Genomic DNA, 4,946 nt, shown 5'->3' with positions numbered 1-4,946 from the left:
TTGGTTTTATTGGAAAAAATAAGTGCGGGGAGAGCCAGTCCCCGCAGGTCAATCATAAGTTTCGCTGTAGTGGTAAGTCTTCCTTAGGAAAATAAGTGCCGGGTGCCTGTCCCCGGTGGCCAAGGCGACAATTTACACAAAGTATCGCTGTAGTGCTATGCGGCTGTATGCAGTAAGTACTACCCGGCCTTGATTTCAGATTTTACCGGGGCCGGAATAGGGGTTTTAAGGGGTTTTCTGTCTATGAGGTCCACGCGCAGACCTGTAAAGGCCCCCAGTACCGGGGGCCAGAGCATTCTGTTCAGCGTCCTCAGGATATGCCTGTCCTTCCACAGGATTTTGGTTCCCACAAGAACAGATCGGGCATAGGTGTTTTTGTTGCCCAGAGTCTCATGAACCAGGGCCTTGATCTCCCTGTATGAGTGCCATCTGGCCCGCACCAGGAGCTTGTCTCTTTGCCGGAGCCGCAGGAGTTTGTGGCTAATATGATACAGAGAGTTTTTGTTCAGAAAACAGATCAGTAAGCCTTTGCGGGCTACCCGGCCGGCCTCAGCCAACACTTGCCGCTGGTCCTTGCAGAACTCCAGCACTGTAATCATGGCAACGAAATCAAATTCATTATCCTCAAAGGGTAGACACTCTGCGTTGCCCAGGTGAAGGTCAGCCTTATTGCCCAGCTTTTCACGGGCTTTTTGAAGCATATCCGGTGAAGAGTCCAACCCGTATATATCAAAGCCGTACTCCCAGAACATTTCCAGAAAAATGCCCGTGCCGCAACCGATTTCAAGGAGGCTCTGCCTGCGCCTGGGCCAGCCGGATACCAGGTGCTGAATCAGCCTTTTTTCCTGTTCCAGGGCGAAGCGTCCTTCAGAGGTGGCAAACCAGCGGTCGTAGTTGTCTGCACTTTGAGGATCAAACATTGATTACAGCCTGAAGGCGGCCCCGTTGGAGGCGGATCCGGCCATACGGGCATACCTGCGCAAAAGAGGCGATTTAATTTCTTTTTCCAGGGGCTTGAAATCCTGCCTTCTTTTCTCCATTTCCTTATCGGTAACATTCAGCGTCAAAGAACCCTTATATATGTCAATGCTGATCTTGTCCCCTTCCTTGACCAGGGCGATTGGCCCGCCTTCCACGGACTCAGGCGAGACATGGCCTATGGCTGCTCCCCGGGTTCCGCCGCTGAAGCGTCCATCAGTGATCAAAGAAACATGTTTGTCCAGGCCCATTCCAGCAATGGCCGAAGTGGGGGTGAGCATCTCGCGCATGCCTGGTCCGCCCTTGGGACCTTCGTTTCTTATCACCACGATATCCCCTTTACGGATTTTAGCGTTGAGGATGGCCTGCACAGCATCCTCCTCGCCTTCAAAGACCCTGGCGGATCCAGTTTGAACCATCATTTCCGGGGTCACGGCCGACTGTTTGACTACGGCACCCTGGGGAGCCAGGTTGCCTCTAAGAATAGCTATTCCACCTTCATGACTGTAAGGGTTGTCCATGGAACGGATAACCTGGGGATCCAGGACTCGGGCCTGGAGTTCCTGAAGGTTTTGTCTCCAGGATTTGCCGGTAACGGTCAGGGCGTTGAGGTCGAAGATGCCCTTGCTGGAGAGCTCCGAAACCACCGCCGGGATGCCTCCTGCGCGGTGCAGATCCTGCAGGTGATGCGGTCCTGCCGGAGACAGGCGGCAAAGATTGGGGGTTTTTCTGCTCATGACGTCAAAAATATCCAGGCTCAGGTCCAGACCTGCCTCAGCGAAGACCGCCGGGAGGTGCAGGACAGTATTGGTGGAGCATCCCAGTGCCATGTCCACGGCTACGGCATTAGCAACGCTTTTGGGGTTGATGATTTTATTTGGGCGTAAGTCGTCACTTAAAAGCTGCATGACCTTCATGCCCGCTGTCTTGGCCAGCCTTATGCGGGCGCTGTGCACAGCTGGAATGGTGCCGTTGCCCGGGAGGCCAAGGCCTATGGCCTCAGACAGACAATTCATTGAATTGGCGGTAAACATGCCGGAACAGGAGCCGCAACCCGGGCAGGCGTTCAGCTCCAGGCTTTCCAGGTCCTGCTCGTTGATCTGTCCGCTTTTGACCCTGCCGACACCCTCGAATACAGAAATAAGATCCACGGCCTTTCCGTGGTCCTCACCCGCCAGCATAGGGCCTCCACTGACAATAATGGAAGGCAGGTTCATCCTGATCATGGCCATGAGCATTCCAGGAACAACCTTGTCGCAATTCGGGATCAGCACCAAAGCATCAAAGGGATGTGCAGAGGTCATGATTTCCACTGAATCGGCTATGATCTCCCGGCTGGGCAGGCTGAAGCGCATGCCTGCATGGTTCATGGCCAGTCCGTCGCACACCCCTATGGTGGAGAATTCCAGAGGGGTCCCGCCGCTCATGCGGATTCCGTCCTTGACCGCCCTGGCGATTTTATCAAGATGCTGGTGGCCTGGAACAATTTCGTTGGCTGAGTTGACAACACCCACCAGGGGTCTTTGCATCTCTTCCCTGGTAAGGCCCAGGGAATATAAGAGAGAGCGGTGCGGGGCCTTTTCAATTCCCTTGGTCATTTTGTGACTTCGCATTGAAATTACCTCTTTATGTTTCAGTATTAGCTTTTGTCCCGGACATAGTCCCAGGGTATTTTCCTGCCCCTTGGCACGGCTTCCAGTTCCAGGTTATGATACATGCCGTGCCGGGCCAGGATCTCGCCGCAACAGGCTATCATGGATGCATTGTCAGTGCATAGTTTCAGGCTGGGCAGGACCAGGTTCAGTCCCATGCGCCTGCAGAGTCCCTGGATTTTTTCGCGTATCATGGAATTGGCCGCCACCCCTCCAGCCATAATAACATTTTGCACACCGGATGAAATTACTGCCCTTTCCAGCTTGGCCTGCAAAGTCTCGGCAGCTGCCAGGTTGAAAGAGGCACATACGCCGGCCAGCTCAGGATCTGGAATGGATTCAGGCGTTATTTCCAGGGGATTTTCCTGAACCAGCCGGGGGTGCTTTCGGATATGGTTTATCAGGGCGGTCTTCAGCCCGCTGAAACTGAAGTCCAGGCTGGGAGTATCCAGGTAGGGCCTTGGAAACATGTCCTGGTCTGGTTCTGCAAACCCTGCAAAGCGATCAATGTATACCCCGCCGGGGTAGGGCAGGTTTAAAGCCCTGGCCGTCTTGTCAAAAGCCTCGCCGACTGCGTCGTCCAGGGTCCGGCCCAAAAGTCTGAAATGGATGCTGGAATCGATTTTATACAGGTTGGTATGCCCGCCGGAAACCAGGAGTCCCACGGCAGGAAATTTCAGCTCCTGTTCCAGTCCAGGGGCCAGTAGATGTGCTTGCAGGTGATTTACCCCCACCAGGGGGATCTTCAGGCCCAGTGACAGGCCTTTGGCAAAACCCAGACCCACCAGTAGACAGCCAAGCAACCCTGGACCACGGGCAACTGCAATCAGGTCAAGCTCTTCAGCCCGGCGTCCTGTCTGCTGCAAAAGTCTCTGCCACAGGGGCTGCAGTTTGCGCAGATGTTCCCGGGAAGCCATTTCAGGTACCACTCCGCCGAAAATGGAGTGCTTGTCCACCTGTGAAAAAATGACTTCTCCCAGGACACGCCCTTCCTCCAGCAGTGCCAGGGCGGTTTCATCGCAGGATGTCTCAATGCCGAGACTAAGCATCCTGGCCCTTGAAAAAGGCTACAGCCTGCTCAACGTCATCCCTGGAGCCAATGAAAAGAGGCACCCTCTGGTGCAGTTCATGCGGATCGATCTCCAGGATTCTCTTTTCCCCGTCACTGGCCGCCCCGCCTGCCTGTTCCACAACGTAGGACAGAGGGTTGGCTTCGCACATGAGCCTTAGTTTGCCGGTGGTTTTTTTGGGGTCGCGGTTGTCCTTGGGATACATGAATACCCCGCCGCTCAGAAGATTGCGGTGAAAATCCGATACCAGGGAACCAATATAGCGCAGGGAGTAAGGCTTTCCCCGGCTGTTTTGGCTGGACTTGAAGCAGCTGACGCATTTTCGCGTAGGTTCGTCCCAGTAGTCCCAGTAGCTCTCATTTACGGAATATACTTTTCCCTGCTCCGGTATCTTGATATTTGGATGGGAAAGCAAAAATTCACCTACGCTGGGGTCAAGGGTGAATCCATGGACTCCGGTGCCTGTAGTATAGACCATCATGGTGGATGAGCCGTATATGAAATATCCTGCAGCCACCTGGTTTTCACCTTTCTGCAGCACTTCCTCCATATATACAGGTCCGTCCTTGCGGGTACGTCTGAAAATGGAAAAAATCGTCCCGATACTGACGTTGACGTCTATGTTTGTGGATCCGTCCAGGGGGTCAAAAAGCAGGATATAGTCTCCCTGGGTAAATTTGGAAGGGATCTCAATAATGTCGGCGTTTTCCTCGGAAGCCATGGCGCATAAAAAACCGGCCCGCTGCATACGGTAAATCAGGATGGAGTTGGCCAGTTCATCCAGCTTCTGCACCTCTTCACCCTGGACATTGGTTTGTCCGGTTATGCCCAGGATATTCACCAGTCCGGCCTTATTGACTTCCCTGGAAATAATCTTGGCGGCCAGGATCAGCTCATTCAGCAACCGGGTAAAACGTCCAGTAGCCATGGAACTAGCTTTCTGATGGACCAGCAGATGTTCTGTAACTGTGATTTGTCGCATACAATCCTCCATTGATGGATCTGTTCAGCGTTGGCATGGAAGGCAGGGGACGGGCACCACAAAACCTTTATTAATAACACTAAAGCGACGCTTTGTGTTAATTATTGCCTCGGGCACCGGGGACAGGCACTTTTGCCGAACTCAAACCGTAAAATTGCAGGTTTATTGTTCCCACGCTCTGCGTGGGAACATCTTCCGGACGCTCCGCGTCCACCAATGGTGCCTGTCCCTACAAACATGCAAGCAAGGATTTTTTTCTTTTTT

At 53.4% G+C, this 4,946-nt stretch carries 4 protein-coding genes; all 4 read right to left on the bottom strand.

The features are described 5' to 3' along the window. Window positions 1-179: 179 nt before the first annotated feature. From QZP87_RS03285 to fbp, 4 genes are read right to left on the bottom strand one after another with little or no spacing between them, the layout of a single operon-like run. Complete coding sequence (locus QZP87_RS03285; protein WP_291321487.1) at window positions 180-920, bottom strand: class I SAM-dependent methyltransferase; 741 nt, start codon at window positions 918-920, stop codon at window positions 180-182. Window positions 921-923: 3 nt separating this feature from the next. After that, window positions 924-2,591 (bottom strand): dihydroxy-acid dehydratase, encoded by a 1,668-nt coding sequence (gene ilvD / locus QZP87_RS03280; protein ID WP_291321486.1) that lies wholly within the window; start codon window positions 2,589-2,591, stop codon window positions 924-926. 26 nt (window positions 2,592-2,617) lie between these two features. Continuing rightward, window positions 2,618-3,679 (bottom strand): tRNA (adenosine(37)-N6)-threonylcarbamoyltransferase complex transferase subunit TsaD, encoded by a 1,062-nt coding sequence (gene tsaD / locus QZP87_RS03275; RefSeq protein WP_291321485.1) that lies wholly within the window; start codon window positions 3,677-3,679, stop codon window positions 2,618-2,620. Next, window positions 3,672-4,682: a class 1 fructose-bisphosphatase gene (gene fbp, locus QZP87_RS03270; RefSeq protein ID WP_291321484.1), complete on the bottom strand. Its 1,011-nt coding sequence runs from the start codon at window positions 4,680-4,682 to the stop codon at window positions 3,672-3,674. Before fbp ends, tsaD begins: the two co-directional genes overlap by 8 nt. Window positions 4,683-4,946 lie beyond the last annotated feature (264 nt).

Source organism: Desulfonatronospira sp. (assembly GCA_003563255.1).
Classification (GTDB): Bacteria; Desulfobacterota; Desulfovibrionia; order Desulfovibrionales; family Desulfonatronovibrionaceae; genus Desulfonatronospira.
This window is presented reverse-complemented; position numbering and strand designations above follow the sequence as displayed.

Bases quoted from the DNA above. Each gene is read 5' to 3' on its own strand.
- QZP87_RS03285 (WP_291321487.1), bottom strand. From the start codon at position 920: ATGTTTGATCCTCAAAGTGCAGACAACTACGACCGCTGGTTTGCCACC.
- ilvD (WP_291321486.1), bottom strand. From the start codon at position 2,591: ATGCGAAGTCACAAAATGACCAAGGGAATTGAAAAGGCCCCGCACCGC.
- tsaD (WP_291321485.1), bottom strand. From the start codon at position 3,679: ATGCTTAGTCTCGGCATTGAGACATCCTGCGATGAAACCGCCCTGGCA.
- fbp (WP_291321484.1), bottom strand. From the start codon at position 4,682: ATGCGACAAATCACAGTTACAGAACATCTGCTGGTCCATCAGAAAGCT.